Here is a 26758-nt window from a genome sequence, read left to right on the forward strand (position 1 = left end):
GGATCGCGCGAGTGCCGGCCGGCCGCAACCGCCGACGCGGCGGAAACGGTCAGGCGGCGCTGGGGACCGGGGTCGCGGGCGGCGGCGCCGGCTGCGGCGCGCCGGCGCCGACCCCACCGAAGCGGCGCTCGCGGGCCGCGTACCAGGCGACCGCGTCGGACAGATCGGCGGCCGAGAAGTCGGGCCACAGGCGCGGCACGAACAGCAGCTCCGCATAGGCACATTCCCAAAGCAGGAAGTCGGAGAGGCGCTGCTCGCCGCCGGTGCGGATCAGGAGGTCGACGTCGGGCGCCGGCTCGGCCGCGTGATCGCCGCCGGACAGCAGGCGGGCGAAGACGTCGCGGGTGAGGGCCGGCAGCGCGGCGGCGCGCCGCGCGGCATCGAGGATCGCGTCGCGGGCCGAGTAGTCGAGGGCGACCCGCAGATGCAGCCGGGTGCCGTGGGCGGTCGCCTGCTCGGCGGCGGCGATCGCCTCGGCGAGGCCGCCGGGCAGCCGGTCGCGCCGGCCCAGCATGGTCAGGCGGGCGCCCGCCTCGGCGAGCCGCCCGGTCTCGGCGCGGACGAAGCGGCGCAGCAGCAGCATCAGGGCGGCGACCTCGGCGGTCGGCCGCCGCCAGTTGTCGGACGAGAACGCGTAGAGCGTGAGCGTCTCGACGCCGAGGCCCGGTGCCGCCTCGACGATGCGGCGCACCGTCTCGACCCCGGCCTGGTGGCCGGCCGGCCGCGGCAAGCCGCGCGCCGTCGCCCAGCGGCCGTTGCCGTCCATGACGATCGCGACGTGGCGCGGCGGGTTGCGGGGGGCGTCGCTCTGCATCGCAAAGGGCTTGGACATGAGGCTCTCGGCTCGCGAAGATCAGGGGGTCGGAAAAAGGGCGAAGCTCGGACGATCCGTCAGGCCGGCGCGGGGCCGTCGGCGAGGCCGCTGCGGGCCGTGGGGGCGGCCGGGGTGGCGGGCGCGCGCCCGGCCGCGCCGGCGGCGTCGCGGACCACCTGCTCCAGCACCGCCAGATAGTCGAGGAAGCGGCGGCGCCCGTCGGCCGTGATGCGGCAGACGGTCTGCGGGCGGTTGTGGTCGTAGCCCTTCAGGATCTCGACCAGCCCGGCCTCGGCCAGCACCTGCAGGTGGCGCGACAGGTTGCCGTCGGTCAGGCCGCACAGGCGCTTGAGGTCGGCGAAGGCGAGCCCCCTGGGGTGGGCGATCAGCGAGGTCAGCACCCCGAGCCGGGCCTTCTCGTGCATCACCCGGTCGAGCCCCTCGTAGGCGAAGCGGCCGACGGTCGGATCGGCACGGGTCGGGTCAGACGCCATGACGGCCTCCCAGCGCACGATGCAGGACGGCGGCGAACATCAGCTGGCCGATGCCGAACGGCAGCCCCATTGCCCAGGGCGACAGGCCGCGGTCGCCGGCCGCGACGGCCAGCACCACCAGGCCGCAGGCCAGGTACCAGGCCCCGGTCACCGCCATCGCCTGGGGCAGCGCCCGGCTCGCCGCGAAGATGCCGAGCCCGAACACGATCTGCCACAGGCCGGGCAGCATCCAGGCGGCGTCGGGGGCGACGGCGAGGACGACGACGGGCAGCGCCGCGCCGACGACGGCGGCGGGGACGAACTGCACGGCGGCGGCATGGATCATCTCGTCGGCCAGATGCGAGTGCAGCCGGCGCGACCGCGTCATCGCCTCGGCCACCACCAGCACGATTCCGAGCACCGCGGTGATCACCCAGATGGCCAGCCAGTTGGGCACGTCGACCGGATCCGGCATGAAGGCGGCCTGGGCGGCGGCCGCCGCCCCGGCCATCAGGCCGGTGAGCGCCACGGTCGCCGGGCCCCAGCCACGGAACTCGGTGTCGCGGGCGAGCTGCGCCTTGATCGCATCGATGTCGGCGAGCGCCTTCTCGAGATCGGTCATCCGCCCCCTCCCGGACTTTGCGCCGCAAAGTATACGCCGGCGCAAACCGAGTGCAACTTTCTTTTACCGCCGATAAATTCGGCACGATGTAGAATAAGGATTGACTCTGACGAGATCGATTCTAAATCGGCTCGTCGACCGGGCTCGCGTGCAGAGCCCCGCTTTCGCAAGCCAGTGTATTGCAAGCCCGTGCCCCTGCCAGGGGTGCGTGGCGGGCGCCACCCGGACGGCCACGACACCGACGAGGTCCTGGGAGAACGCGCGATGAGGACGATCCCTTCGGCACCGCTGCGGCGGGCCGCCTCCGATTTCGATTTCGACGCCATGCTGCACCCGGCCCATGCGTTCGTGCATCCGGACGCCGTGGTCGACGACCCGGATCTCAGCCTGGCCGAGAAGCGGGCGATCCTGATCGCCTGGGCCTCCGACGCCGCCGAGGCGCCGGGCGGCGCCGGCCCGGTGCGGCCCGTGCCGGTGGAGGAGATCGTCGATGCGCTGCGCGGCCTCGACCGCGCCGCCCAGTTCACGGCGGAGGACAGCGAGCGCTGCCGCTTCGCGCTGCGCCAGCGCTGGCGCCGCACCCTGCTGCGCGGCCGCGGCCGCGGCCGCGACGACGCTCCGCGCGGCTGATTTCTCTCAGCAAGGCAAGGACATGATCCGTGCCGGCCCGCTCAGGCCGGCCGGCGGAGCGTCCTGGCGAGCCCCCACGCGGCGAGAGCGGCCAGCGCCGCGGACATCACCACGTTCCAGCCGGCGAGCGACAGGCCCAGCGCGCGGAACTGCACCTCGTCGCAGCGAATCACCGAGGTGCTCTGCATCTGCTGCAGCAGGCTGCCGGCATGGCCGAAGCCCTGGATCTCGCCCGAGCAGTCGCTGGGCCCGACCCAGAATCCCCACTCGACCCCGGCGTGATAGGCCCCGATTCCAACGGTCGTCAGCAGCGCCAGCACGAGCGCGACGAAGCCCGCCGCCACCACGGCGCGTGGCGCCTGCCGCCATGCCAGAACCGCGACTATCAGCGCGATCGGCGCCGCGACGTAGTGCGGCATGCGCTGCTCGAGGCACAGCGGACAGGGCGGGATGCCGACGACGTGCTGGAAGAAGGCGGCGCCGAGCAGAATCCCGGCCGAGCCGACGGCGATCAGCGCGGCCGCGATCGCGACGACCGGCCAGCGGCGGTCTTCGGCCCGCTCGGCCTCGGGGGTGGCGATCGCGTCGGAACGGAGACTCATGGGAACGCCTCGTCGGCTCGATCCGGGGGTGCCACGCCGGACAGCGGCACGGCCTCGTCCGGAGCAACGCCGGACGACGGCTTGTGTGCTGCTTTTTCGGCCAAGGCAAGGCAGCCGGCCGCGGCGTGTAAGCCCGTGCCGGCTCCGGCCCGCCGGTTCAGCCCTGGTTGCCCTGCTCCGGGCCCTTCAGGCCCCTGCGGGGCGGGAAGCCGCAGACCGGCATGCCGCCGAGCGCCCCGAAGGCGCCGAACGGCAGCAGCGGGCTCGCCGCCAGGAACGGGTTGGCGGCGAGGAGCGGCGCCCACGCCAGCTGGACGGCCTGCGCCCACAGGGCGAACGGGTTCGACGCCTCGAGCACCTGCCCGAACGCCTCGAAGGACGGCGTCGCCTGGAGATTGATGGAGATGCGCTCGCTGCTGCCGTCCGGCGCCGCGCTGTGGACGACCTCGATCTGCAGGTTCGGCAGCTGCGCGCTGGCGACGACGGTGCCGGCTGCGGCGCCTGCGGCCCCCGGCGCGATGATGTCGCCGTCCTGAACGGCCTGGGTCTGCTCGGCCACGGCTGCCTCCCTCGCAAGTTGAGCCCGACGAGCTAGCGGCCTCGCGCCGCCGCGGTCAAGCGAGCGGATCAACCGGCGCCTGCGGCGGCGGCCGCGAGCCGCCGTTCCGGGTGCCGCCGGCCGGACGCCGGGGGACGCCCAGGCCCGGATCGCTCGCCGCGACGACCGCGCGGACGACGGCGACGAAGTCCTCGGCGAGGCGCGACGGCGGCCGGTGACGCGGCCGCACCAGCCGGCCGGCCACCTGGACGGCGGGCCGGAACGGCCGCAGCACCAGGTCGCCGCCCGGCGCCCCCATCAGGCCGAGGCCGTCCAGGAGGGCGACGCCGGCCCCGGCCCGCACCATGGCGCAGGCCACGGTCGACTGCGTCACCTCGATGGCGACCCGGAACGGCACGTCGGCCTCGGCGAAGGCCCGCATGGCGAGCAGCCCGAGCGGCAGGTGGCGGCCGAGGCAGATCAGCGGCTCTTCGGCGAGATCGGCCGGCGCCACCCAGGGCGCGCCGGCGAGCCGGTGACCGGCCGGCAGCACGGCGCCGAACGCGGTGGCGCACAGGTCGCCGACCGAGACGCCCGGCACCGTGGTCGAATCGATGATGAAGCCGATGTCGGCCTGATGGTTCGCCACCCGGGTCGCCACATCGAGCGCGCTCGTCGCCCGCAGCGTGACCACGACGTCCGGCCGCGGCGCCCGGAAGCGCGCGATGGCGGCGGGCAGCAGCGCGTTGGCGAAGGCGGAGATCGCCGCGATCTCCAGCACGCCGGCCGTGCCGGCCTTCAGGTCGGCGGCACGGCGCTGCACCGTGTCGAGGGCCGCGAAGGCGGCGACCGTGTCGGGAAACAGCGCCTGCGCCTCGGAGGTCGCGATCAGCCGCTTGCGGTGCCGCAGGAACAGCGGAAAGCCGAGCCGCTGCTCCGCCTGCTGCAGCATGCGGCTCACCGCCGGCTGGGAGATGTGCAACGCCTCGGCCGCCGCCGTGATGGTGCCGTGCGCCATGATCCGGCGAAAGACGTCGAGCTCGCGGAGCGACAACATCATAACCCCAGAACATGATTGCTGCACCAAACGGCATTTGGAGCACATGAGACACGGGACCACAATGCGGTCGGGTCCGTCGGGCGCACCATTCTCTTCCCCGCCGATATCGCGCCCGGCGGGCTCGTCCGACCGCCCCCGTTTCGCGGGCCTGCCGAGAGCAAGGACAGCATGACCGGTCCGACCATCACGGGCATCGAGGCGGTCCCGCTGCGCATCCCGTTCGACCACTGGGCGCCGAAGCCGCAGTTCGCCGGCCGGCCGCGCGAGACGCTCGACACGGTGCTGATCCGGGTGACGACCGACGCCGGCCTCGTCGGCTGGGGCGAGGCGTATGGCAGCTTCTGGTCGGCCGTGACGGCGGCCGTCGACGAGTTCGTCGCGCCGCTGGCGATCGGCCAGCGCACCGACGACACCGGCCTGCCGGAGCGGATCGAGCGGACGCTGCACAATCTCGGCCGCACCGGCCCGACCGTGCACGCCATCTCGGGCCTCGACATCGCCCTGTGGGACCTGCGCGGCAAGGCCGCCGGCGTGCCGGTCTCGACGCTGCTCGGTGGCCGCCGGCGCGACCGCATCCCGGTCTACGCCTCGCTGCTGCAGTACTACGGCGAGGCCGACCGGCTGCGCCACGCGATCGACCGTGCGCTCGCCGCCGGCTTCTCGCAGATCAAGCTGCACGAGCGCACCGTCGCGGCGGTCGCCGCGGCGCGCGCCGCCGCCGGCCCTGGCGTTCCGATCATGGTCGACACCAACTGCGCCTGGCTGCCCGGCGAGGCGACCGCCCCGGTCGCCGCGATGGCGGAGTCGGACATCCTGTGGATCGAGGAGCCGATCTGGCCGCCGGAGGACTTCTCCGCCCTCGCCGAGCTGCGGCGCGCCACCGGCGTGCCGACCGCGATCGGCGAGAACGCCGGCACCGCGCTCGACTTCGGCAAGATGCGGGCGGCGGACTGCGTCGATTACGTCCAGCCGAGCGTCATCAAGATCGGCGGGCTGACGCCGCTATGGCGCATCTGCCGCGAGGCGGAGGCGGCCGGCCTCACCTGTGTGCCGCATTCGCCGTTCTTCGGCCCCGGCTATCTCGCCACCATCCATGTGCTGGCCGCCAAGGTCCGGGCCGTCGCGATCGAGCGCTTCTACTGCGACCTCGCCTTCGACCCCTGCGGCCCTTTCGTGCCGATCGTCGACGGGCACATCGCCGTTCCCGAGGCTCCCGGCCTCGGCGGCGATCCCGACCCGGAGCTGATCGCGACGTTTCGTGCGTGACCAACGAGAAGCATCGTCATTTCGGGAGAGAGACATGACCCAGAGCAGCCGACGCCAGGTCCTCGCGGGACTCACGGCCCTGACGGCCGCCGGCGTCCTCGCCGGTCCCGCACGGGCGCAAGCCTATCCGCAGCGGCCCATCAAGGTGGTGGTGCCCTACGCGGCGGGCGGCGCCTCCGACATCGTCGCGCGGCTCGTCGCCGTGCCGATGGGCCAGGACCTCGGCCAGTCGCTCTATGTCGACAACCGCGGCGGCGGCGCGAGCCAGATCGGCACCCAGGCGATCGCCTCCTCGGCGCCGGACGGCTACGCGGTCGGCGTCGTCGACTCGGCCTTCACGATCAATCCGGGCCTGTTCGGCGCCAAGCTGCCCTACGACACGAAGCGTGACTTCACGCCGATCTCGCTGCTCGCCCGCACCTCGCTGGTGCTGGTGGTTCCGGCGAGCCTGCCGGTGTCGAGCGTCGAGGATCTGGTCAAGCTCGGCAAGGCGAAGCCCGGCTCTCTCACCATGGCGACGGCCGGCATGGGCACGGCCGTGCATCTCGGCTGCGAGCAGTTCCGCCAGGAGGCCGGTCTCGACGTCGTGTCGGTGCCGTATCGCGGTGGCGGCCCGGCCATCATGGACCTGATCGCCGGCAAGGTGGACTTCAACTTCTCGACCATCCCGGCCGTGCTGGAGCACATCCGGGCCGGCAAGCTGAAGGCGCTCGGCATCACCACGGGACACGTGGCGCAGCTTCCCGGCGTTCCCAGCATGGCCGAGGCCGGCCTGCCGAAGGTCGACGCGGCGCCCGACTTCGGCCTCGTCGGCCCGGCGAACCTGCCGCCCGACATCCTGGCCCGCCTCGCCAAAGCGGCCCGGGCCGCCGTGAGCGACGCGGCCATCCGCAAGCGCATGGAGGAGATCGGCTACGAGCCGATCGGCTCGACGCCGCAGGACTACGCCGCCCACATCGACACGATGATCGCCAAGTGGAAGCACATCATCGAGGTGGGCAACATCAAGCCGGAGTGAGCGGCCGCGCTGTTGCGCCGGGGCCGCCCGCGCCTGTATGCGGGCGGGATGCGGATCCGAGCAGCCTCGCCTTCCCTCCGCCGCCCCCGACCGGTGACCCGGCCATGAGCCGGCTCGCCGAGACGCGGCCGGTCGGCGGGCCGTTCGACGATCCGGGCCTGCTGGTCGACCTGCGGTTCGGCCGGCGGGCCCTGCTGTTCGACCTCGGCGACCTCTCGGGCCTCGGCCAGCGCGAACGGCTGCGCGTCACCGACGCCTTCGTGTCGCACGCCCACATGGACCACTTCCGCGGCTTCGACACGTTGCTGGCGCTCGGCCTGCACCGGCCCGGCACGCTGCGGTTGGTGGGACCGAAGGACTTCGCCGACCGGGTCGCCGCGAAGATCGCCGGCTACACCTGGAACCTGCTGGACGAGACGACGCCCGACTTCTCCGTGGTGGTGGACGAGTTCTTCGACGGCGCGGTGCGGCGGCGCACGCGCTTTCCCGGGCGTCGGGCCTTCGCCCGCGAGGCGGCCGATCCGCCGGCGCTGTCGCCCGGCCTCGTCCACGACGAGGACGACTTCTCCATCGAGGCGATGGCGCTCGACCACGGCATCCCGAGCCTCGCCTTCGCGCTGCAGGAGCGCCGCCGTATCAACGTGCGGCGCGACGCGCTCGACCGGCGCGGGCTGCCGGTCGGGCCCTGGCTGACGGCGGCGAAGCGTGCCGTCCGCCGCGGCGACCCGCCCGACACCGAGATCGCGACCGACGACGGCCGCCGGCTGCGCCTCGGCGATCTCCTCGACGACGTCCTCTCGGTCGGGCCCGGCCTGCGCGTCGCCTATGTGGTCGACGCCGCTCCGCACGACGCCAATGTCGCGGCGGCCACGGCGCTCGCCCGCGGCGCCGACCGGCTCTACATCGAATCCGCCTTCGCGACCGAGGATCTGGCGCTGGCGCAGCGCCGCCTGCATCTCACCGCCGGCATCGCCGGCCGCATCGCCCGCGCAGCGGGCGTGCGGGAGGTGATCCCGCTGCACGTCTCGCCCCGCTATCTCGACCGCCCCGACCACGTCCCGGCCCAGCTCCGGGCGGCGTTCGCGCCGCCATGATCACGCGCAGGGGCGCCCCGTCCGGGGACAGGGACGGGGCGCCCGCCGCGGCCGTTCCGGCCGGCACGCAGCGCCGGCCCCGGAACGACCGCAGACCCGTTGACCGGACCGCGGCGTCAGAACCGCTCGCCGACCATGTCCTCGCTCTTGCGCCACAGCGCGTCGGCGCGATCCGGATCGACCGCGTAGGAGCGCACGCCGTCGCTGATCGCCCCGCCGTCGAGACTGTCGTTCACCGCCGCGACATGGCAGTCCTCGCAGTAGCGGCCGCCGACCTCGTCGGCCGGCGCGACGACGCCGGCCCACACCGACGTGGCGGCGCCCTGCGGCACGGTCTTGAGGCGGAGCGGCGGCTTGCCGGCGGCCGCCTGGGCGGCGTTGATCTCGTCCAGGTGCTTCTGCAGGTCGTCGGGATTCGGGAACGCATGGCGGCCGAGCTCGGTGGCGATGCCGCCCGGGTGCACGGCCGTCGCCCGGATGCCGCGCGCCGCGTGGCGCCGATCGAACCCGACCGCGAACAGCGCGTTGGCGGTCTTGGAACGGCCGTAGGCGAGCCACGCGTCGTAAGGCGTGCGCGCGAAGCCCGGATCGTCGACATCGACGTCGCTGAACCGGTGGCCGGCCGAGGACAGCACCACCACCCGGGCGCCCGGCCGCATGAGCGCGGCGATGCGGTTCACCAGCACGAAGTGGCCGAGATGGTTGGTGCCGAACTGGGTCTCGAAGCCGTCCGCCGTGTGCCCGAACGGGCAGGCCATGACGCCGGCATTGGCGATCACCAGATCGAGCGGCTGCCCGGCCTTCACCAGCGCGTCGGCGCAGGCCCGCACGCTGGCGAGCGAGGCGAGATCGAGCGCCACCAGCTCCAGCGCGCCCCCGCCCGTGGCGGCGTCGCGCACGATCGCGGTCACCGCCTCGGCCTTGCCGAGGTCGCGGGCCGCCCCGACCACATGGGCGCCGCGCGCCGCCAGCACCCGCGCCGTCTCGACGCCGAGCCCGGCCGAGACGCCCGTCACCAGGACGCGCCTGCCGCCCAGATCGACGTCCGCCAGCACGTCGTCGGTGGTGCTCGTCGCCCCGAAGGTCTTCGCCATGGTCCCACTCCCACCCCTGTCGTGAAGACAAAGCCTCCCCGGCGCCGTCGGCGGGGTTGCCGAACCGGCGGACACGGCGTAAACGGAGGATGTCTCCGCTTATAAATACGGAGGAACCCTCCGTTTATCAAGGGGTGCCTCGGCCATGACGGGCGAAAAGTCCGGCACGCCGCGAAAGCCGCGGGCCGATTCGGAGCGCAACCGGCGTCGGCTCCTCGACGCCGCCACGGCGGCCTTCGCGGCGGTCGGTCCCACGGTCAGCCTGGAGGAGATCGCGCGCCGGGCCGGCCTCGGCATCGGCACGCTCTACCGTCACTTCCCGGAGCGCGACGCGCTGCTGGCGGAGGTGTATCGCGACGCGCTGCGGCAGCTCGCCGACGCCGCCCCGCGGCTGGCCGCCGAGCACCCGCCCGTCGAGGCGCTGCGCCGTTGGATGCGGGTGTTCGTCGACTTCCTGGCCACCAAGAAGGTGATCGCGCCCGCCCTCGAAGGCATGGCGGGCGGCACGTCCGAGCTCTATGCGGGGTCGCTGGCGGCGATCCGCACGGCGCTGTCGCTGCTGGTCGATCGCGCCGTGGCGAACGGCGACATCCGGATCGACATCGATCCGCTCGATCTCCTGTGGGCCGTGGCCGGCGTCGTCACGCCCGACGCGGGTGCCGGCCGGCGCGACATCGCCTACCAGGTCATCGACATCATCCTCGCCGGCCTGAAGGCCCGGTGAGGCACGGCCGCGGCCGGCGTTGACTTCGCCGCCGCCCGGGTGCTCGGCTCGCCCGCGCGAGCACAGGGTGGGGCGGGCATGACGAGCGACGCGCAGCTGCGCGACAAGCTGAAGAAGATCGAGGCGCTGTTCGCCGGGGCGGGGACGCCGGGCGAGCGCAGCGCCGCCGAGGCGGCGCTGCATCGGGTTCGGGCCCGGCTGAAGGACGCCGAGCGGCAGGATCCGCCGATCGAGATGAAGTTCACGGTGCCGGACACCTGGTCGGTGCAGCTCTTCGTCGCGCTGTGCCGCCGCTACGGGCTGTCGCCCTACCGCTATCCGCGGCAGCGCCGGACCACCGTAATGGTGCGAGTGCCACGCGGCTTCGTCGACCAGATCCTGTGGCCGGAGTTCACCGAGCTCGACACGGCGCTGCGCTCCTACCTGCACGAGGTGACCCTGAGGGTCATCCGCGAGGAGATCCACGCCGACACCTCGGACGCGCCTGAGCGTGCGGAGACGGGCACGCTGCCGCCGCGCTGACACCCGCCGTTCCGAACGAGAACGCCGCGCCGGGGCCGCCCGGTCCCGCCCTGGAACCAACCCCTCGCGGCGCGCGTCGGTCCAGTACCGGGCCGCCGGAGACGTCTCTTGCAAGAATCATAAGCACGCTTACATTAAGCCAAACACACGATGTGTGTTGCTTACGACCTTACCGGCGACGACCATGACCAGCCCGCACGCCCTTCCCGCCCCGACCCTCGGCTTCCTGCTCAACGACGTCGCGCGCCTGCTGCGCAAGCGCTTCGAGCAGAACGCCCGCGGCCTGGGGCTGACCCGGGCTCAGTGGCAGACGCTGGCGCATCTTCGCCGCGCCGAAGGCATCCAGCAGAGCGGCCTCGCGGACATCCTGGAGATCGAGCCGATCACGCTCGCCCGCATCGTCGACCGCCTGGAGGCGGCCGGGCTGGTGGAGCGCCGCCCCGACCCGAAGGACCGCCGCGTCAAGCGGCTGTTTCTGCGGCCGGAGGCGCACCCGCTGATCCACGACATGCAGGCGATCGGCGACGCGACGCGGGCCGAGGCGCTGGCCGGCGTCTCCGACGCCGACCGCGATCACCTCGAGCGCATCCTCGCCACCATGAAGACCAATCTCGTCCAGGCCTGCGGCACCGGCTGCCGCCAGAAGGAGGCCGCACATGGCTGACCCCCGCCGCGTCGATCCCGTCGACAGCCAGCCGGCTCCGCCGCCGGCCCCGCGCGCGCCCGAGCGCCGCCCCGGCCCCGTGGCCGTGGCCGGCACGCCCGCCGAGGCCCGCGTGTCCCCGGGCGAATCCGCGCCGTCGACGGACGAGCCGTCCGCCGGGCCCGGGCCGGCGCCGGAGTCGCCCGCGGCAGTCGAGCCCCGGCGGGGAAACCTGCGAAAGATCCTGTTCGCGCTGCTGCCGGTCGCGCTCGTCGCCGGCGGATATGTCTACGTCACGGGCGGCGCCGTGGTGTCGAGCGACAACGCCTATGTCCAGGCCGACAAGGTCGCCGTGTCGACCGACGTGTCCGGCATCGTCAAGGCCGTCGACGTGCGCGACAACCAGGAGGTCCGCAAGGGCGACGTGCTGTTCGAGCTCGACGACGAGCCGTTCCGCCTGGCGCTGACCCGCGCCGAGGCGCAGCTCGCCCTCACCCGCGACCAGATCGAGGCGACCAAGGCGAGCTGGCGCGACATGCAGGCGCAGATCCGCCAGGCCGAGGCCGACGTCGCCTACTACACCCGCGAGTTCGACCGTCAGCAGGCGCTGGTCAACCGCAACGTCGCCTCCGAGGCGGCGTTCGACCAGGCGCGCCACAATCTCGAGGTCGCCCGGCAGAAGCACGCCTCGCTGCAGCAGCAGCTCGCCGGCATCACGGCCAACCTGAACGGCGATCCCGACATCAAGGTGGAGGACCACCCCCGCTACAGGGACGCGCTGGCGCAGCGCGACGAGGCGGCGCGCCAGCTCGCCCACACCAGGGTGAAGGCGCCGTTCGACGGCGTCGTCACCAACGTGCCGTCGCTGCAGCCGGGCCAGTATCTGGCCGCCGCGACGCCGGCCTTCAGCGTCGTCGCCGGCGATCATGTCTGGGTGGAGTCGAACCCGAAGGAGACCGAGCTCACCCATGTGCAGCCTGGCCAGGCCGTCACCGTGACCGTGGACACCTATCCGGGCGTCGAATGGCACGGCACCGTCGACTCGATCAGCCCGGCGAGCGGCGCCTCCTTCTCGCTGCTGCCGGCCCAGAACACCTCCGGCAACTGGGTGAAGGTGGTGCAGCGCATCCCGATTCGGGTGCGCCTCGACACGCCCGCCGACAAGCCGCGGCTGCGGGTCGGCATGAGCGTCGTGATCGACGTCGACACGGGGCGGCCGCGCGGCCTCCCGCGCGTCGTGCGCGACCTGTTCGGCGGCCCCGCGGCCGCCGCCGGAGCCGGCCGTGGCTGAGTCCGTCTCGCGCGAGGCGGCGCCCGCCGGCGAGACCGGGGCGGCGGTGCCGCATCGCGGCGCCGTCACGGCCTGCATCGTGCTCGCCGTGGTGATGCAGGCGCTCGACACCACCATCGCCAACGTGGCGCTGCCCTACATCCAGGGCAGCGTGGCGGCGAGCCAGGACCAGATCAACTGGGTGCTGACCTCCTACATCGTCGCCGCCGCCATCATGACGCCGCCCTCCGGCTGGCTCGCCGGCCGCTTCGGCCGCAAGCGCGTGCTGCTCGTCTCGGTCGCCGGCTTCACGGTGGCGTCGATGCTGTGCGGCACCGCGCAGTCGCTGACCGAGATCGTCGGCTACCGGGTGCTGCAGGGCATGTTCGGCGCCGCCCTGGTGCCGCTCGCCCAGTCGATCCTGCTCGACATCTATCCGCCGGCGCAGCGCGGCTCGGCGATGGCGCTGTTCGGCATGTCGGTGATGGTCGGCCCCATCCTCGGCCCGGTGATCGGCGGCTGGCTGACCGATCATCTGAGCTGGCGCTGGGTGTTCTACATCAACCTGCCGATCGGCGTCGTGGCGTTCCTCGGCATCTCGGCCTTCGTCGGCGAGACGGCGCGCGCCCTGCGCTCGCGGCTCGACTGGTTCGGCTTCGCGACGCTGTCGATCGCCATCGCGGCGCTGCAGATCTTCCTCGACCGCGGCGAGCAGCTCGACTGGTTCGCCTCGGGCGAGATCCAGCTCGAGGCGCTGGTGATGGCGGTCGCGTTCTATCTGTTCCTGGTCCACACCGTCACGGCCGGCAAGGCCTCCTTCGTCGATGCCGGCCTGTTCCGCGACCGCAACTTCGCGGTCGGCATGCTGTTCATCTTCATCGTCGGCATCACCTATCTGGCCTCGCTCGCCCTGATGACGCCGTTCCTGCAGTCGCTGATGGGCTATCCGGTCGTGACGGCCGGGCTCGTGATGGGGCCGCGCGGCATCGGCACCGTGATCGCCATGATGATGGTCGGCCGGCTGATCGGGACGGTCGACACCCGGATCCTGCTCGCCGTCGGCCTCGCGCTCACCGCCTGGGCCATGTGGGACATGACCGGCTGGACGCCCGACGTGTCGCAGCAGACCATGATCGTCACCGGGATGATCCAGGGCGCCGGGCTCGGCTTCCTGTTCGTGCCGCTGACCACCGTGACGTTCTCGACGCTCGCGCCCGAGCGGCGGCCGGCCGCGACCGGCCTCTACAACCTGTCGCGAAACGTCGGCTCGTCGGTCGGAATCTCGATCGTCGCGGCGCTGCTGACCGAGAACGTGCAGGCGAACCACGCCGACATCGCCGGCTACGTCACGCCGTTCAATCGGCTCCTGGAGATGCCGGCGATCGCCCAGGCGTGGAGCCCGTGGACGGCGGCCGGCCGCGCCGCGCTCGACAGCGTCGTCACCCGCCAGGCGACCATCATCGCCTATGTGGACGATTTCCGGCTGCTGATGATTCTGGCGCTCGCCGCCCTGCCGCTGGTGCTGCTGCTGCGCAAGGGCTCGGGCGGCGGCGGGCCGGCGGTCGTGGTCGACTGAGCGTCACGGCGGCCGCAGGGCCGGAAAACGGCCGGGCGCCGGGCCCGGCCGCCGCGATCCGGGCCGGATGGCCCGGATCGGCTCAGCCGGATCAGTTCACGTAGCGCAGCTTGAGCGCCGAGACGCCGAGCGTGACGTTGAGCGCCACCGAGCCCTCGAGCGACAGCGGCTGCAGGGCGACGGTGCGGTTGGAGCCGCCGATCAGCACGTTGGCGCCGACCCCGACGCCGATCGCCGCGTCGGCGCTGGCGCCGACATACTCGCCGGCCAGTGCCCCGGCCGGAACCCCGGTGGTCGGCGCGAACACGCCCCAGGCGAGGCGGCCGCCGGCCGAGACGCCGATATTGATGCCGACCGTGTTGATCGCGCCCTGATAGGTCTGCGGCGGGATCGGGGCGTTCTGGCTGAAGCGGCACTGCATCGACTGGTGGCCGGCGATGATGAAGCCGATGCTCGGATCGACCCGGCAGTCGAGCATGCCGACCTGGGTCCACGAGGCGCCCGGAGCCTGGGCGGACGCAGGCGCGGCCAGCACTGCGACCGTGGCGAGCGCCGCCAGGGTCGAACACGTCTTGAGCATGGATATCCCCTCCAGCCGGAATTGGCAGGTGCCTTGATACAGCGAGGCCGCCCCGCGCGGCAATCACCGAGCGCAGCGGCGCGGAGGCGTGTCGCCGGGTCGTGAAGAAAGTGTCACGGCCTGCGAACACGGGCCTGCCGTCCGGTACCGGCCCTGCCCTACTCGTCGCCGTTCGGATAGACGCCGCGCAGCACCGCGTCGAAATGGGCCTTGACCGACTCGTTGCACAGGCAGGCGCGGGCCTTGAGGGCCTCGGGGTCGCGCACCACCACGGCGCCGCGGCGCGTCTCCAGAATGCGCTCGGCCCGGAATCCCTGCATGACACGGCTGGTGTAGCTGCGCCCGACCCCCAGCATGGTGGCGAGCTGCTCGTGGGTGAGCGGCACCACATGGTCGCCGGTGCGCTCCATGGCCGACAGGATCCATTTGGCGGCGCGCTGCTCGATCGAGTGGATGGCGTTGCAGGCGGTCGACTGGAACACCTGGGCCAGCAGGCAGTCGGCGTAGCGGGCGAACAGATAGCGCAGCGTCAGCGACTTCGCCTTGGCGGCCTCGAGCTGGGTCACGCGGACCCGCGCGAAGAGCCCGCCGTATTTCACGACGATCCGGCAATAGGCCGGCAGGTGGCCGAAGCTGACGATGCCGCCGACCGCCCCCTCGCGCCCGACCAGGATGGTCTCGAGGTCGCGGCCGTCCTCGCTGCCGACCAGATAGGAGACGAGGCTCGGTCCGCACGGGAAGTGCACGGTCTCGACATTGTCGCCGGGACTGTAGAGGAGCTGGTTGGCCTCCTGCGCGGAGATCTCGAGATACGGTGCCAGCAGCGCGAAATCGCTCTCGCGCAAGGTTCGCAGCAGGTTGTTGTCGGGCCGGTCTCCAGGCCCGTCGTGGTGCTTGCTCATGATGCGTGCGGGTGCGGTGAGATGCGATCGGCGGAACGGGTGTGGCGAGCGCTCCCTCTAGCGCATCGCATGGTCCCGCTGTGTTCACAAGTGCACCGATGGACGGCGGCAACGGTGGTATGGTGTTTTTACGGACCCGGCGTTCAAGCTCCCCGGAGGGAGCGCCGGATCGCCGCTTTGGGAGCCTCCGAAGCACGGGCGTCCCGGCCCGACCGGAGTTCAGTGGCGTGCTTGCGCCTGCCGCCGCGTACCGGCGGTTTTCCCGACCACCGGACCAGACATGAACGCCGACAACGGCCCGACCGTCGACCTGACGAACTGCGACCGCGAGCCGATCCATCTGCTCGGCGCCGTTCAGCCGTTCGGATTCCTGCTCGCCGTGGCGGCCGACGACTGGCACATCACGCATGCCTCGGCGAATGCGGCGGCGGCGCTCGGCGTGGCGCCCGATGCGCTGATCGGCCGGCCGCTCGACGCCGTCGTGGCGCAGGAGCCGCTGCACACGATCCGCGGCCTGCTGCAGGGCGTCTCCGGCGACATGGTGGCGCGCGGCTTCGCGCTCGACCTCGTCCCGGGCCTGCGCTGCGACATCGCGGCCCACGTGATCGCGGCGGCGACGACCGGCGGCACGGCCGACACCGTGGTGATCGAATGCGAGTGGACCGCCGGCGAGGGTGACACCGCGGCGGCCGGCCTCGCCCGCGACATGATCGCGAGGCTGCAGCGCACCGACGACCAGAAGAGCTTCTTCCGCACCGCCGCCCGCGAGATGCGGGCCCTCACCGGCTTCGACCGGGTGATGGTCTATCGCTTCGACGAGGACGGCTCCGGCGAGGTGGTGGCGGAGGCGGTCGACCCGGGCCGCGGCTCGTTCCTCGGCCTGCATTACCCGGCCTCCGACATCCCGCGCCAGGCGCGCGTGCTCTACGCCCGCAACGTGCTGCGGATCATCCCGGACATCGAGGCCGCGCCCGTGCCGGTCGTGCCCGGCGAGCCGGACGGCGCTCCGCTCGACCTGTCGATGAGCGTGCTGCGCAGCGTCTCGGCGATCCACATCGAGTATCTTCGCAACATGGGGGTGCGCGCCTCCATGTCGGTCTCGATCCTGCGGGACGACCGGCTGTGGGGCCTGTTCGCCTGCCATCACTATGCCCCGCATCGGGTGGCCTTCGGCCGGCGCACCGCGGCCGAGCTGTTCGCGCAGGTGTTCTCGCTGCTGCTGGAGAATCGCGAGCGGGCCGCGGAGGCGGCCTACGAGGCGCGGGCCCAGGCGCTGCATCACCGCCTGGTCACCTCGATGGCGCGCGAGGCGACGCGGTTCGAGAGCGTGGTCGCGCATCTGGACGACATGGCGGATCTGCTGGCCTGCGACGGGATCGGCGTCTGGACGAACGGCCGCGCCACCCTCAAGGGCCTGACGCCCGACGCCGACGCGTTCGCCGCCCTGGTCGCCCATATCGACGGACAGGCGATCGACAAGGTGCAGGCCCGCAAGGACATCGGCGCCGAGTACCCGCCCGGCCGCGCCTTCGCGGAGCGCGCCGCCGGCATGCTGGTGGTGCCGCTGTCGCGCCCGGCGCGCGACTATCTCGTGTTCTTCCGCCGCGAGATGGCGCGCAGCGTCAGCTGGGCGGGCGATCCGACCGTCCCGAAGTTCCTCGGACCGAACGGCGACCGCCTCACCCCGCGCAAGAGCTTCGAGACCTGGAAGCAGACCGTCACGGGTCAGTCGCTGCCGTGGCTCCCGGTCGAGTGCCGGATCGCCGAGCAGCTGCGCGTCAGCCTGCTGGAGGTGATCCTGCAGCTCTCCGACCTCACCGAGGAGGAGCGCCGCCGCGCCATCGAGCGGCAGGACCTGCTGATCGCCGAGCTCAACCACCGCATCCGCAACATCCTCGGCCTGATCCGCGGCGTCATCACCCAGAGTCGAGACTCCGCCTCGACCATCGAGGCCTTCACCGAGGTGGTGGGCGGCCGCATCCAGGCCCTCGCCCGCGCGCACGACCAGATCACGGCCGATCACTGGGGCCCCGCCTCGCTGCGCAGCCTGATCGCGGCGGAAGCGGCGGCCTATCTGGGCAAGGGCGAGCGCGTGCGCCTCGCCGGCCCCGACGTGCTGATCGAGCCGGAGGCGTTCACCACCATCGCGCTGGTCGTGCACGAGATGATCACCAACTCGGCGAAATACGGCGCGCTCAGCGACCAGCGCGGCCGCGTCGACATCGCGGCCGGCTTCGGAGCCGACGGAGCACTCGCGCTGCGCTGGCGCGAGTCCGGCGGCCCGCCGGTCTCCCCGCCGAAGCGACGCGGCTTCGGCTCGACCGTGATCGAGCGCTCGATCCGCCACGACCTCAAGGGCGAGGCTTCGGTCGACTACGCCCCGACCGGGCTGGTCGCCCGCTTCGTCATCCCGGGCGCCTATGTGCGACCCGCCCCGGGCGGGGCGATCGCCGACGCCCCGGTGACCGAGGCCGCCGCACCGGCCGGCCACGTGCCCCAGTACGTGCTTCTGGTCGAGGACACGATGATCATCGCGCTCGACGCCGAGGACATGCTGCGGCGGCTGGGCGTCGACGCGGTGCGGGTGGCGGCCTCGGTGAAGGATGCGCTCGCGGCGATCGCGCAGCGGCCGCCCCACTTCGCGCTGCTCGACGTCAATCTCGGGGCGGAGAGCAGCTTCGCGGTGGCGACGGAGCTCCGGGCGCTCGGCGTACCGTTCGCCTTCGCCACCGGCTACGGCGAGCAGGCGGCGTTCCCGCCCGCCTTCGCCGAGACGCCGCGGCTGCGCAAGCCCTACACGGCCGAGACGCTGCGGATGCTGATCGAGCCGTTCGCGCCCGGCCCCGGCGGCGAGACGTGAGACACGGCGGCGCCGCGAATGGCGCCGCCGCACCGCCACGGTGGTCTCACGCCAGCGCCAGCACCACCCCGACGCCGGCCACGCAGGCGCCGGCGAGCCGGGCGGCCCGCACCGCGCCGCGCCGCTGCGCCAGCCGGCCCAGGCCGAGCCCGAGACCGATGCCGACCGCGTGCAGCAGCGCCGTCGCCGCGACGAAGCCGAGCCCGTAGGCGAGCGGAGCCGCCGCCGCCGGCATCTCGGCGCCGTGGGCGTAGCCGTGGACGAGCCCGAAGGCGCCGACCAGGAGAGCGGCCGGCACCAGCGGCAGCCGCACCGACAGCGCCACCAGGAGACCGAGCACCACCACCGAGGCCGTGATCGCCGGCTCGACGGCCGGCAGCGGCACGCCGGCCGCGCCGAGCACCGCGCCGATCATCAGCAGTCCCACGAAGGCGGCCGGGACGGCGAGGAGCGCGGCGCCGCCCAGCGTCGCCGACCACAGGCCGACCGCCAGCATGGCGGCCAGATGGTCGAGGCCGAGCAGCGGGTGGACGAAGCCGTCGCCGAAGCCGTGGACATGGGGCGCCTGCCCGACATGCGCGGACGCCGCCGTGGCGGCGGCGAGCAGCAGTCCGCCGGCGAGCGCGGCGGTGCGGGCGACGGTGGTGACATGTGTCATCGCGATTCTCCTGGCGCGGGTGGTGGGCCGGGGCGCGCGAACGTCGCCCGACCCGGCAGGCGGCCGGCTGCCACGCCACCGCCCCGCCCGATGGCCGACTCCGTCCTGTCCTAAGATTTTACAGATCCTTCATACCGCCGCAATGCCGAATGACGGCGCGTCAGCCGCGGCGGGCCGGGGTCGGCTCAGCGCGCGGCGAGGAGGTCGCGGCGCATCTCGCCGGGCGTCTTGCCGTAGCGGCGCTTGAACTGGGCCGCGAATACCGACGGATTGGCGAATCCGCTCGCGAAGGCGATCTCCTTCAGGCGGAGATGCGCCAGGCCGGGATTGCCGAGCGCCTGCAGGCTGCGCTCCAGCCGTGCCTCCAGCACGCCATCGCAGACCGTGGTGCCGGCGGCGTGAAACAAGCCGTGCAGGCAGCGCACCGAGACCCCCATGCGCTGCGCCAGCTGCGTCGGGCCGAGATCGGGATCGCCGGCCGAGGCCGCGATGATCTCGCGGCAGCGTCGCATCATGGCGGCCTGGCGCGGGCTCAGCCCGGGCTGCGCCTCCGCGCCCTCCTCGAGCAGCACCGCGATGCTCGCCAGCGCGAGGCGGAGCGATGCGGGCGAAAGCGACGCGCCGTCGGCCGCCATCGGCCCGCCGGTGCGCGCCGTTCCGGCGAGGCCGACCAGGAGGTCGCGCGACACCCTGCCGACCAGCCCGCGCATGGCGACGGCCCGGCAGACATGGTCGTGCGGCCGCCGCAGGAAGGCCTCGAGGAGCGAGGCCGGCGCCGTGAGATTGATCACGTCGGCCGGATCGTCGTGGCGGATCTCGTACGGTTCGGAGGCGGCGAACAGGGTCGCCATGCCGTCGGTGAGGAGACAGGAGCGGCCGCGCTGCTCGAACGCCACCCGGCCGCGGTTCACCAGGGCGACGACGAAGACCTCGTCGCGCTGGTGCGCGGCGTGGCGGCGGGTGCGCACCCCGAGCTCGTTGTCGCTCTCCACCTCGACCAGCCGGATCGGCCCGTCGCCGAGCGCGACGATGCGTCCGGTGAAGCGGTCCGGCCGACGGATCGAGAGATCGGCCTCGCCGAAATGCCAGGCGATGGCGTCCTGCCAGATCTGCCGCTTGCGTCCCGGCTCGAGTCCGAGATCGACCCTGACCATGCTCGCCTCCCGCGACTGCGTCGATCGTCCGCGTCTCTTTTTTCGGCGATCCTAGGGGCCGCCGGAGGCCGCCGCAACACGCGCTGCAGCATGACGGCCCGGGAGCGGGCGGGACGGCCGCCCTGTCCGCCGAGCGCACGATCTCTGTCGCCGGGGCGCAGAAGGCCGCCGGCGGCTTTGACGGCGCCGGCAGCGCATGCAGAGCTGGCCGACATCGCGGCGGACCTCGGTGACCGGGCGCGCCGGCCGCGTGGACTCTCCAGGGACCGCCATGCCGGACGACTCGCTGCTGCACCGCGACACCCGCCGCCTCGATGGACTCGTCGCCGTCGTCACCGGAGCGGCCTTCGGACCAAAGGCCGCGCTCGGCTCGGTGTTCGCCGCGGCGCTCGCCGCCGCCGGCGCCAGCGTGGTGGTGGCCGACATCGTGGATGCCGAGCCGGTCGCCGCGGCGCTGCGCGCGAAGGGCGGCCGGGCCGTCGCCGTGCCGGTCGACGTCACCGACGAAGGCGCGGTCGAGGCGATGGCCGCCAAGGCCGAGGAGGTGTTCGGCCGCCTCGACATCCTGGTCAACAACGCCGTGGTCGGCTCCAACATTCCGCCCGTCCCCCTCGCCGAGCTCGACGTCGCGGCCTTCGACCGGGTGATCGCGGTCGGCCTGCGCGGCAGCGTCCTGTGCGCCAAGGCGGCGGCCCCCCGCATGGCCCGCAACGGCTGGGGCAAGATCGTCAACATCGGCTCGACCACCATGCAGGAGGGCCTGCCGAACCGCCTGCACTATGTGAGCATGAAGGGCGGCGTGCTGGCGCTGACGCGGGCGCTCGCCCGCGAGCTCGGGCCGCAGGGCATCCGGGTCAACACGCTCGCCACCGGCCTCGTCGCCAATCCGGCGGCCGGCGCCGCCTTCGCGGCCAGGCCCGAGCTCGTCGCGAAGATCCGCGCCGCCCGCGCCATCCCGGAGGACGTGACGCCGGACGACCTCGCCGGGCCGCTCGTCTTCCTGTGCTCGCCCGAGAGCGACGCCATCACGGGCCAGTTCATCGTCGCCGACAAGGGCGCCCATTTCACGTGAGAAGGACGCGGAGATGACGAACCAGACACCGAAGCCGTCCGACAAGCCCCTCGTCACCAAGGCGGGGGAGAACGAATACGTGTTCGACCTCACGTCCATCGCGTCGCTCGACGTCGGCCGCGGCTACACCTCGGCGACCGGCAAGGTCGTGCAGGGCGAGCGCATGATGTGCGGCCTGGTGCGACTGAAGGCCGGCGAGGTGACCGAGTCGCACAGCCATCCCAACGAGCAGTGGACCTACATCATCGAGGGCGTGATGCACGCCGAGGTCGACGGCCGGACCTTCGTGGCCGGCCCCGGCACGGTGATCTACCAGCCCTCGAACGTCGTCCACGGCGGCCGCGCCGGACCCGACGCCGACGTCGTCTTCTTCACCGTGAAGGACACCTCGCACGGCCTCTACGGCACGCGCGCCGGCAAGACCTCCGGCTGATCCGGCGGCACGCCGGCTCCGCAACGACAACGACGATCAGAGGAAGCGAACATGAAGAGTCCGATCCGTCTCGCCGTCGCCTGCTTCGCCGCCGCCGGCCTGCTCGCCGGAGGAGCGCCCGGCGCCGCGGCCCAGAGCTGGCCGCAGAAGCCGATCCGCATGGTCGTGCCGATCGCCGCCGGCAGCGTCACCGACGTGATCCTGCGCGCCGCCGCCAACGAGCTGCAGCCGCGTCTCGGCCAGCCGATCATCATCGAGAACAAGGGCGGCGCCGCCGGCATCCTGGGCGCCACCGCCTGCGCCCAGTCGGCGCCGGACGGCCACACCTTCTGCGCCGTCTATCACAACACCATGTCGTACAACCCGCTGCTGTTCACCAAGCTGCCCTACAGCCCGGACGACATCGTGCCGGTCGGCCGGCTGTTCTTCCTGGTCGAGGGCGTGTTCGTGTCGACCGATCTCGGCGTCTCGACGGTCGCCGAGCTGAAGGCGAAAGCCCAGGCCAGACCCGACGCGCTGAACTACGCGACGCTCGGCGAGGGCTCGCTGCCCGATCTGTTCCTGCGCTGGACCAACAACCAGTGGAACACCAAGATCCAGGGCATCCCCTACAAGGGCGGCGGCCCGGCCGCGCAGGCCCTGATGGCCGGCGAGGCGCAGATGACGCGGTTCGGCGTCGGCAACTTCCGGGCGGCGCTGCAGAGCGGCAAGGTGAAGGCTCTGGCGGTGTCGTCGCCGGAGCGCTCGCCCCTGCTGCCCGAGGTGCCGACCGCCGCCGAGGCGGGGCTCGGCGGTTATCCGGGGATCGGCTGGTGGGGGCTCGGCGCACCGAAGGGCACGCCTCCCGAGGTGATCGCCCGGCTCGCGGCGGAGTTCGCCAGGCTGTTCTCCGAGCCGAAGTTCAAGGCCTTCCTGGACCAGCAGGCGGTGATGTCGGCGCCGACCGGCCCGGAGGCCTTCGTCGCCTTCCTGGCCGAGGACCGCAAGGCGGCCGAGCAGCTCATCCGGATCGCCGACACCAGGCCCGAGGAATACAAGGGCCAGTGAGGCCGGCGCGGCCCGCCGCCTATCCGGCGCGGCGCCGGCGCTTCGGCGCCGCGCCGCGCCGCGGGGTCGCGGCGCCGTGCGCGTGCGGATGATCGTGCGGATGATCGTGGCCGTGCGCGTGGCGGTGCCCCGGCCCGGCGCCGCGCGGGGCATCGTGTTCGGTCGCGGAGGCCGCCTCCGGCACGACGTAGAGCTGGCCGTGCCGCACGCCGCGCTGGGTGATCACGCTGTCGGCGAAGGACTGGACCTCGCCGACGGTCCCGCGCAGCACCGCGACCTCCAGGCAGTCGTCGTGCGACAGATGCACGTGCATGGTGGCGACCGACAGGCCGTGGTGCTCGTGCTGGCTGTTGGTCAACCGCCGCGCGAGATCGCGGGTCTCGTGCTCGTAGACATAGGCGAGCGCCGCGACGCAGTCTCCGTCGCCGCCGTCGCCGTCCTGGCGGATCCGCTCCGCCGCATCGGCCTGGCGCACCATGTCGCGAATGGCTTCGGACCGGTTCTGGTAGCCGCGGCGCGCGCACAGCGCGTCGAGCGCCTCGAGAAGATCGTCGTCGATGGCGATCGTGACCCGTTGCATGCGAGCGGCTCCGTTCTGGCTCCTGCCGATGCGCCTTGCCCGGCGCGGCGGGCGCGACCGTAGGACGCCGGGCCCGCCTTGTCACGCGGGGCGGCGGCGGCGCCCGCGGCTCCCTCACGAGAGGACGGCGGCCGCCCCGCCACCGAACGCGGCGCCCGGCCGGTCTCCGGCGGGGCGCCCCGCGGCACGGTCCGGACACGGTCGTCGCGGCACGGGCGGAGGACCGCACCCGCGTATGATGATTACGTAATTTATTCCTACTCAGTGTGTTATGAATCGGTTAAAATTTCCTAATAGCGTCCGCGCCGAAGCCTCGGGACCCGAGCCTCGTCGTGCGGGGCGCCCGTCGCGATTCAGGAATTGCAGGTCCATGTCACGTCTCTCCCGAATGCGATGCTCGCCGCGCGGGGCATCCCCGCTCTCCCTCCCGTCTCCGGCGCACCGGTCTCTCCGGACGACGGCGTCGCGCGCGACCCTGGTGCGCCTCGCGATTCTCGCCCTGCTGCCGGCGAGCCTGGCGCCGGCGGCCGCCCAGGAGGCCGCGACCGGCGGCGCGACCGCGTCGGCCGGAGCGACGGCGGAGCGAAGCGACACCCGTCTGCCGCCCCTCACCGTGACGGCCCCGCGGCGTTCGTCGCGCCCGGCCTCGTCGGCGGCCGACGGCCGCACGTCGCGAGGCGCCGAGCCGGCCCCGACGCCGGTGGCCGCAGGGACCGCCCCGGCGACCGGCCTGATGCTCTCCGGCCCGGGCGGCGAAGGCGGCCCCGGTCGCGGTCAGCTCTCGACCGCCGCCTCGGCCCAGCCGGCGGCCAGCACCACGCTCGACTCCGCCTGGATCAGCCGCACGCCGGTGTCGACCTATGGCGACCTGTTCCGATCGGTGCCGGGCATGAACGTCTCCAACTTCGGCCAGGGCGCCATCGGTTACGGCATCTCGATGCGCGGCTTCAACGAGGGCGACCACGGCCGCGACGTCGCCTATGCGATCGACGGCGTGCCGGTCAACATCGTGTCGTCCCTGCACATCCCGAGCTATGCCGATCTCAACCCGCTGATCCCCGAGACGGTGCGCAGCATCGAGATCATCCGCGGACCGTTCTCGGTGGAGTTCGGCGATGCCAATGTCGGCGGCTCGGTCAACATCGTCACCAAGCGCTCCGAGCCGTTCGCCACCGTCACGGCCTCGGGCGGGTCGTTCGCGACGGGGCGCGGGCTCGCCACCATCAGCAGCCAGGGCGGTGCCTTCGAGCCCTATGTGGCGTGGGAGGGCTACCGCACCGACGGCTACCGCGACAACAGCTTCATCGATCGCTACAACGGCTTCAACAAGGTCTCGACCCGGGTCGGCGAAGACGGCGTGCTGTCGCTGCGCGTGCAGGCCTACGGCACCGACTTCGGCGCGGCGAGCTACATCAGCCGCGACGCCGTGCGGGCCGGCACGCTGTCGCCGAAGACCGCGATCAACGACACCGACGGCGGCAACCGGTACTACGAGAACATCGTCGCCAACTACGTGTCGGGCGCGACCGACCAGGAGCTGTCGGGCGTGCTGTTCGTCAGCCACGACACGTTCAACCGCTGGTCCGATTTCGGCAGCGGCCAGCGCTGGCAGAACGACGAGCGCGTCACCGCCGGCGGCACCATCCGCAAGGTGTGGACCGGCGCGGTCTCCGACGTGCTGCCGGTCCAGATCCTCGCCGGCGGCAACTGGCGCACCGACCTGATCGACAGCTTCCAGGGCCGCACCGTCGCGCGCCATCTCACCACGGCGCAGCTCAGCGCCGCCACCGAGCAGACCAACCTCGCCGGCTTCGCGCAGCTCCAGGTGAAGCCGACCGAATGGCTGAAGATCACCGGCGGCGGCCGCTTCGACCAGTTCTACTACGACGTCACCGACAACCTCACGCCGGCGAACTCGATCACGACGTCGCCCGGCGTGCTCAGCCCCAAGGCCGGCCTGTCGATCACGCCGCTCTCGTGGCTCGAGCTCTACGGCAATTACGGCCAGGGCTTCCGCAGCTACGGCTCGACCGAGCTGATCGACAATCCCGCTCTCAAGCCGTTCAAGATCGAGAGCCAGGAGGCCGGGGCGCGCCTCGTGTTCGACCGCGTCAGCATCCAAGGCGACGTGTGGACGACGACCTCGGAGAACGAGTCGTTCCAGGCGGCGCCGAGCCTGCCGGTGACCTATCTGGGCGCGGCGCGGCGCGACGGCTTCGACATCGACACCCGCTTCGCACTGGTGCGCGAGCCCGGCCGCAACATCGCGCTGTTCGCCAATTACGGCGGCGTGCGGGCGGTGCTGCTCGACGCCGCGCCGTCCTACTACGTGCCGAACGTGCCGAGCTACGTCGCCAATCTCGGCATCGACTTCGACGTCGCCACGCGCGGCACCGAGCGGCTCTACGGCTCCGCCTACGTGACCTTCGTGGGCAAGAAGAACCTCACCCAGGACGGCCTGCTCAGCACCGAGCCGTATTCGCGCGTCACCGGCCGGCTCGCCTATGCCTGGGCCGAGGGCTGGACCGCCTTCACCCAGGCGACCTGGTATCCGGGCGACACGACGAGCGAGATCGCGCTCAATTTCGGCGATGTCGTCAACGCGTCGTCGGCCGACATCTACACCAGCCCGCAGGCCCGGCTCGCCGTGACGGCCGGCCTGATCTACCGCTTCGACACGCCGGCCTTCGGCACCGCCACTCCGCTCCCCACCACCAAGATGGTCGTGAAATGATGCTCCGCCCGCTCGCCTCCCTGGCGCTCGCCGCCGCCACGCTGTTCTCCGGCGCCGCCGCCGCGCACGACGTCTGGATCTCCGCGGTCGGCACGGGCGCCGACGCCCGCGTCGTCGTCAATTACGGCCATCCGGGCGACCGGCATCCGCCGCTGGCCGACAAGGTGCTCGAGCTCGCCGCGACGCCGGCCGGCGGCGCGCCGGTGCCGCTGAAGGCGAAGCTCGCCACCGGCGTCGTCGACGGCATCGTGGTCGCCACCGCGCCATGGACCGGCGACGCGCTGGTCGCCGGCCGCTACGACAACGGCTTCTGGGTCGAGGCGCAGGACGGCGTCCACCGCAACAGCAGCCGCCTCGTCTACCCGGACGCCAAGACGGCGATGTGGTCGATCAAGTTCGCCAAGGCGGTGGTCGGCCGCACGGCGCCGTGGGGCACGGTGCTGGGCCACGAGATGGAGATCGTGCCGCTCGCCGATCCGGCCGCCCTCACGGTCGGGGCGAAACTGCCGGTGCGGGTGCTGTTCCGCGGCGCGCCGCTCGCCGGCATCGCGGTCGAGCGCGGCGACGGCGTCACCGTGAAGGACGAGAAGGACATGCCGACCTTCAAGACCAATGCCGACGGCGTCGCCGAGATCCCGATCGAGCGGACCGGACCGCAGCTCCTCGCCGTCGACCACGAGGCGAAGCCGGCGAAGCTTCCGGCGCTCGCCGACTACGACCTCTACAACGCGACCCTGATGGTCGACGTCCCGGCCCGCTGACGCCACCGGCCCGTTCGGCGCCGCATCCGCG

Annotated in this window: 27 protein-coding genes; 15 read left to right on the plus strand and 12 right to left on the minus strand. The window is 72.6% G+C overall.

What is annotated here, in order from left to right:
• Positions 1–49: 49 nt before the first annotated feature.
• The 3 genes from J2S22_RS19265 to J2S22_RS19275 form a co-directional block, all read right to left on the minus strand.
• Complete coding sequence (locus J2S22_RS19265) at positions 50–814, minus strand: di-trans,poly-cis-decaprenylcistransferase (protein WP_272775481.1); 765 nt, start codon at positions 812–814, stop codon at positions 50–52.
• A gap of 77 nt (positions 815–891) precedes the next feature.
• Positions 892–1308 (minus strand): transcriptional regulator, encoded by a 417-nt coding sequence (locus J2S22_RS19270; protein ID WP_272775292.1) that lies wholly within the window; start codon positions 1306–1308, stop codon positions 892–894.
• Positions 1298–1909 carry a hypothetical protein gene (locus tag J2S22_RS19275; protein WP_272775293.1) on the minus strand — a complete coding sequence of 204 codons (612 nt, stop codon included), beginning with the start codon at positions 1907–1909 and terminating at the stop codon, positions 1298–1300. Before J2S22_RS19275 ends, J2S22_RS19270 begins: the two co-directional genes overlap by 11 nt.
• Before the next feature lie 264 nt (positions 1910–2173).
• Between J2S22_RS19275 and J2S22_RS19280 the strand changes: the two genes are divergently transcribed.
• The gene (locus J2S22_RS19280; RefSeq protein ID WP_272775294.1) at positions 2174–2539 is read left to right on the plus strand and encodes a hypothetical protein; all 366 of its coding nucleotides are present in this window, start codon (positions 2174–2176) and stop codon (positions 2537–2539) included.
• 41 nt (positions 2540–2580) lie between these two features.
• Here the strand turns inward: J2S22_RS19280 and J2S22_RS19285 are convergent, their stop codons facing one another.
• From J2S22_RS19285 to J2S22_RS19295, 3 genes are all read right to left on the minus strand, one after another.
• Positions 2581–3141: a disulfide bond formation protein B gene (locus J2S22_RS19285; protein WP_272775295.1), complete on the minus strand. Its 561-nt coding sequence runs from the start codon at positions 3139–3141 to the stop codon at positions 2581–2583.
• 157 nt (positions 3142–3298) lie between these two features.
• Positions 3299–3700, minus strand: a complete 402-nt coding sequence (locus J2S22_RS19290; protein WP_272775296.1) for a hypothetical protein — start codon at positions 3698–3700, stop codon at positions 3299–3301.
• Positions 3701–3755: 55 nt separating this feature from the next.
• On the minus strand, positions 3756–4736 hold the full coding sequence (locus J2S22_RS19295) for a LysR substrate-binding domain-containing protein (RefSeq protein WP_272775297.1): 981 nt from the start codon (positions 4734–4736) through the stop codon (positions 3756–3758).
• Positions 4737–4907: 171 nt separating this feature from the next.
• Between J2S22_RS19295 and J2S22_RS19300 the strand changes: the two genes are divergently transcribed.
• The 3 genes from J2S22_RS19300 to J2S22_RS19310 all read left to right on the plus strand — a co-directional run bounded on the left by J2S22_RS19300 (position 4908) and on the right by J2S22_RS19310 (position 8117).
• Positions 4908–6005, plus strand: coding sequence for a mandelate racemase/muconate lactonizing enzyme family protein (locus J2S22_RS19300; RefSeq protein ID WP_272775298.1), 1098 nt, complete (start codon positions 4908–4910; stop codon positions 6003–6005).
• Positions 6006–6039: 34 nt separating this feature from the next.
• Complete coding sequence (locus J2S22_RS19305) at positions 6040–7023, plus strand: Bug family tripartite tricarboxylate transporter substrate binding protein (protein ID WP_272775299.1); 984 nt, start codon at positions 6040–6042, stop codon at positions 7021–7023.
• 104 nt (positions 7024–7127) lie between these two features.
• Positions 7128–8117, plus strand: coding sequence for an MBL fold metallo-hydrolase (locus J2S22_RS19310; RefSeq protein WP_272775300.1), 990 nt, complete (start codon positions 7128–7130; stop codon positions 8115–8117).
• Between the two features lie 116 nt (positions 8118–8233).
• On the opposite strand, the gene J2S22_RS19315 is transcribed toward J2S22_RS19310, so the two are convergent.
• Positions 8234–9211 (minus strand): SDR family NAD(P)-dependent oxidoreductase, encoded by a 978-nt coding sequence (locus J2S22_RS19315; RefSeq protein ID WP_272775301.1) that lies wholly within the window; start codon positions 9209–9211, stop codon positions 8234–8236.
• A gap of 145 nt (positions 9212–9356) precedes the next feature.
• On the opposite strand from J2S22_RS19315, the gene J2S22_RS19320 reads away from it, so the two are divergent.
• The 5 genes from J2S22_RS19320 to J2S22_RS19340 all read left to right on the plus strand — a co-directional run bounded on the left by J2S22_RS19320 (position 9357) and on the right by J2S22_RS19340 (position 13946).
• Complete coding sequence (locus J2S22_RS19320) at positions 9357–9935, plus strand: TetR/AcrR family transcriptional regulator (protein WP_272775302.1); 579 nt, start codon at positions 9357–9359, stop codon at positions 9933–9935.
• Positions 9936–10013: 78 nt separating this feature from the next.
• Positions 10014–10457: a hypothetical protein gene (locus J2S22_RS19325; protein ID WP_272775303.1), complete on the plus strand. Its 444-nt coding sequence runs from the start codon at positions 10014–10016 to the stop codon at positions 10455–10457.
• Between the two features lie 184 nt (positions 10458–10641).
• Positions 10642–11121: a MarR family winged helix-turn-helix transcriptional regulator gene (locus tag J2S22_RS19330; protein ID WP_272775304.1), complete on the plus strand. Its 480-nt coding sequence runs from the start codon at positions 10642–10644 to the stop codon at positions 11119–11121.
• Positions 11114–12391 carry an HlyD family secretion protein gene (locus J2S22_RS19335; RefSeq protein ID WP_272775305.1) on the plus strand — a complete coding sequence of 426 codons (1278 nt, stop codon included), beginning with the start codon at positions 11114–11116 and terminating at the stop codon, positions 12389–12391. The genes J2S22_RS19330 and J2S22_RS19335 overlap by 8 nt, the downstream gene beginning before the upstream one ends.
• Positions 12384–13946, plus strand: coding sequence for a DHA2 family efflux MFS transporter permease subunit (locus J2S22_RS19340; protein ID WP_272775306.1), 1563 nt, complete (start codon positions 12384–12386; stop codon positions 13944–13946). Before J2S22_RS19335 ends, J2S22_RS19340 begins: the two co-directional genes overlap by 8 nt.
• A 91-nt stretch (positions 13947–14037) precedes the next feature.
• Here the strand turns inward: J2S22_RS19340 and J2S22_RS19345 are convergent, their stop codons facing one another.
• Both J2S22_RS19345 and J2S22_RS19350 read right to left on the minus strand, forming a co-directional pair.
• Entirely contained in the window at positions 14038–14526 is a 489-nt protein-coding gene (locus J2S22_RS19345; protein WP_272775307.1) for a DUF992 domain-containing protein, read from the minus strand.
• Between the two features lie 158 nt (positions 14527–14684).
• A complete protein-coding gene (locus J2S22_RS19350; protein ID WP_272775308.1) occupies positions 14685–15428 on the minus strand; it encodes a Crp/Fnr family transcriptional regulator in 744 nt (247 codons plus the stop codon).
• Positions 15429–15708: 280 nt separating this feature from the next.
• Here J2S22_RS19350 and J2S22_RS19355 point away from each other — a divergent pair, with 280 nt between their 5' ends.
• Positions 15709–18288 (plus strand): HWE histidine kinase domain-containing protein, encoded by a 2580-nt coding sequence (locus J2S22_RS19355; protein WP_272775309.1) that lies wholly within the window; start codon positions 15709–15711, stop codon positions 18286–18288.
• A 46-nt stretch (positions 18289–18334) separates the two neighbouring features.
• On the opposite strand, the gene J2S22_RS19360 is transcribed toward J2S22_RS19355, so the two are convergent.
• Together J2S22_RS19360 and J2S22_RS19365 are read right to left on the minus strand one after the other, a co-directional pair.
• Positions 18335–18946, minus strand: coding sequence for a HupE/UreJ family protein (locus tag J2S22_RS19360; RefSeq protein WP_272775310.1), 612 nt, complete (start codon positions 18944–18946; stop codon positions 18335–18337).
• 185 nt (positions 18947–19131) lie between these two features.
• Positions 19132–20100 carry an AraC-like ligand-binding domain-containing protein gene (locus tag J2S22_RS19365; RefSeq protein ID WP_272775311.1) on the minus strand — a complete coding sequence of 323 codons (969 nt, stop codon included), beginning with the start codon at positions 20098–20100 and terminating at the stop codon, positions 19132–19134.
• 271 nt (positions 20101–20371) lie between these two features.
• Between J2S22_RS19365 and J2S22_RS19370 the strand changes: the two genes are divergently transcribed.
• From J2S22_RS19370 to J2S22_RS19380, 3 genes are read left to right on the plus strand one after another with little or no spacing between them, the layout of a single operon-like run.
• Entirely contained in the window at positions 20372–21172 is an 801-nt protein-coding gene (locus tag J2S22_RS19370; protein ID WP_272775312.1) for an SDR family NAD(P)-dependent oxidoreductase, read from the plus strand.
• Positions 21173–21185: 13 nt separating this feature from the next.
• On the plus strand, positions 21186–21605 hold the full coding sequence (locus tag J2S22_RS19375) for a cupin domain-containing protein (RefSeq protein WP_272775313.1): 420 nt from the start codon (positions 21186–21188) through the stop codon (positions 21603–21605).
• A 51-nt stretch (positions 21606–21656) separates the two neighbouring features.
• Positions 21657–22652 (plus strand): Bug family tripartite tricarboxylate transporter substrate binding protein, encoded by a 996-nt coding sequence (locus J2S22_RS19380; RefSeq protein WP_272775314.1) that lies wholly within the window; start codon positions 21657–21659, stop codon positions 22650–22652.
• A 19-nt stretch (positions 22653–22671) separates the two neighbouring features.
• Here J2S22_RS19380 and nikR read toward each other — a convergent pair whose 3' ends face one another.
• Entirely contained in the window at positions 22672–23232 is a 561-nt protein-coding gene (gene nikR, locus J2S22_RS19385) for a nickel-responsive transcriptional regulator NikR (RefSeq protein WP_370878221.1), read from the minus strand.
• 478 nt (positions 23233–23710) lie between these two features.
• Here nikR and J2S22_RS19390 point away from each other — a divergent pair, with 478 nt between their 5' ends.
• Entirely contained in the window at positions 23711–25966 is a 2256-nt protein-coding gene (locus tag J2S22_RS19390; protein ID WP_272775315.1) for a TonB-dependent receptor, read from the plus strand.
• The gene (locus tag J2S22_RS19395; protein ID WP_272775316.1) at positions 25963–26727 is read left to right on the plus strand and encodes a DUF4198 domain-containing protein; all 765 of its coding nucleotides are present in this window, start codon (positions 25963–25965) and stop codon (positions 26725–26727) included. The genes J2S22_RS19390 and J2S22_RS19395 overlap by 4 nt, the downstream gene beginning before the upstream one ends.
• The last annotated feature ends 31 nt before the right edge of the window (positions 26728–26758 follow it).

This window comes from Rhodoplanes tepidamans, assembly GCF_030813915.1.
Classification (GTDB): Bacteria; Pseudomonadota; Alphaproteobacteria; order Rhizobiales; family Xanthobacteraceae; genus Rhodoplanes; species Rhodoplanes tepidamans.